Consider the following 529-nt stretch of genomic DNA (forward strand, 5'->3'; position numbering starts at 1 on the left):
GAAGATGGCGCGGCGCCCTGCTACCTCAAAAGGCGGACGTGGAAATAGAGGTGCTGGAGAGTTCCAAGCGCCCGGTCAGTGCCACGGCGGATTTCACGGAAATCCGGGACGTGAACATGGTTCGCGTTCGTGAAGACCGTAAAACTGAATTGCACCTACTGTTCGATCCCGAACACAATCTGGAAGAACGGATTCTGAAGGAGCAATTCATACCTTGATGAAGGAAGGCCAGCGGACCCATGAGCCCGCTGGCAGCCAGTTCATCACAGGGACAAGAAGCAAGACAGAGTCATGCGCGCCAGAAGGGCTTGCGCGCTTCCCGGTAGATATCTGCACGGCTTAAACCAATGTCCCGCAGTATCCGGTCATCCATCTGACGCAGCTTCTGTCGATGTTCCCAGCGCTCCATCCAGACAACAGGTGCCTCGAAAATGCGGATGGCACGTTCAGTCAATGTCCGGCTTGTACGCCCAGGCACACTCTCTCCAGGATTCCGGACAGCAGCCGGCCTTTCGCAAATCTGCGACAT

Annotated in this window: 1 protein-coding gene and 1 pseudogene; one reads left to right on the top strand and one right to left on the bottom strand. The window is 56.1% G+C overall.

Annotation, left to right across the window (positions count from 1 at the left end):
- Positions 1 to 218, top strand: a pseudogene (locus FRC98_RS21105) (NAD kinase); the annotation flags it as partial.
- A gap of 71 nt (positions 219 to 289) precedes the next feature.
- Here the strand turns inward: FRC98_RS21105 and FRC98_RS21110 are convergent.
- The coding region (locus FRC98_RS21110; RefSeq protein WP_081649670.1) for a DUF1127 domain-containing protein at positions 290 to 529 on the bottom strand (240 nt) is incomplete at its 5' end.

The organism is Lujinxingia vulgaris (genome assembly GCF_007997015.1).
Taxonomy (GTDB): domain Bacteria; phylum Myxococcota_A; class Bradymonadia; order Bradymonadales; family Bradymonadaceae; genus Lujinxingia; species Lujinxingia vulgaris.